This window comes from Actinomyces sp. HMSC075C01 (assembly GCF_001812965.1).
Taxonomy (GTDB): Bacteria; Actinomycetota; Actinomycetes; order Actinomycetales; family Actinomycetaceae; genus Actinomyces; species Actinomyces acetigenes.
This window is the reverse complement of sequence record NZ_KV810982.1, coordinates 1-1,135: the sequence shown is the minus strand read 5'-3', so window position 1 is coordinate 1,135 and position 1,135 is coordinate 1. Positions and strand designations below refer to the sequence as shown.

General features: G+C 61.1%; 1 pseudogene. It reads right to left on the bottom strand.

The features are described from left to right. Nucleotides 1–535: 535 nt before the first annotated feature. Nucleotides 536–1,135: pseudogene (locus HMPREF2883_RS15440) on the bottom strand (hypothetical protein); the annotation flags it as partial.

Below are 1,135 nucleotides of genomic sequence, written 5' to 3'. Positions count from 1 at the left end.
CTCCCCCAGTCCGAGAAACACCACGCACCCCAGTCAGGCTCCGCGCGATGTCATCAGCAAACTCCTCCGGAGTCTGAGGCATCTCAAAGATTTCGATCGGTCCGTCTTTTCCTATAGTTTCTTGAGCAAAACGTCTCATTGTTTCGGAACTCTCCACACTGCAACTTTTGTGACTTGGATGGTTCGACCATCGTCCAGCTTGACGATGGCGGGGTTGTCTGTTGACACCATGTTATCAGCGGCTCGTTGGGTGCCGCTATATGAGGAGCCGCCGCTCTTTACCTCCAGGCCGACCCAGGTGCCGTTCTCTCGTTGAATGAGGCGGTCATAGTAGCGTCCCTGCGGAGCTCCTTCAATACGCGCAAGCCGCTTGTACTCGATGACTTCTTTAACTGTTTCTCCTCGTTGTTCCAGCCTTTCGGTGTACTGTTTGAGGCCAAGTGCTTCGCTGTCATCGTATGTGTGCGCTCCGCCATTGAGGCTTATTCACAGCGTCCGCCGAAGGTGCTGTGACCTGCGCAGATGTCGGCGCCGGCTAGTCCTGTGAATAAGCCTCATTGCCTTTGGTGTAGCGGCCTTTGATGTCGCGACCGTCGCCACGGTCTGCGTACTCGTCCACCGGTTCGCTCTTCGTCTTTGCTGCGGTGGCGGCCTCGGCGGCTTCGTCGGTGTGCTTTGCGGTGTCGGCGGCCTTGTCGGCCGCACTGCCGGCACGTTTTGTGCTGGTTGCCGCCGCGCCTGCGGCACTGGCTGCTTCCTTGGCTCCGTCGGCGGCGGTGTCGGCTGCTTTGCTGGTGCTCTTGGCGGTGTTGGTGGCGTCGTCGAGTTTTACTCCCCAGCGGCCTTCGTTGGGGTTGGGGCGTGGGGTCTTGGGGCGTGTGGGACCTCCGGTGGGTCTGTGGACGGTGGGTGTGGCTTTCCCCATGTCGCCGGCCTGGCGCATGCTGATGCCCGGTAGCCCGGCCAGCGCGTGCTGGGGGTGTTTTAAGGTGGACGCGAGGTCCTTGGCTGCCTCCACCTTCGTGGTGACGGCCTCGCTGACCTTGGCCGGGATGCGGGTGAAGGCCGCACCGACGTCGTCGAGCAGGCGGTTGGCTTTGCTTAGCAGGCCTTTGAGGTTCTTGGCGGAGGTCAC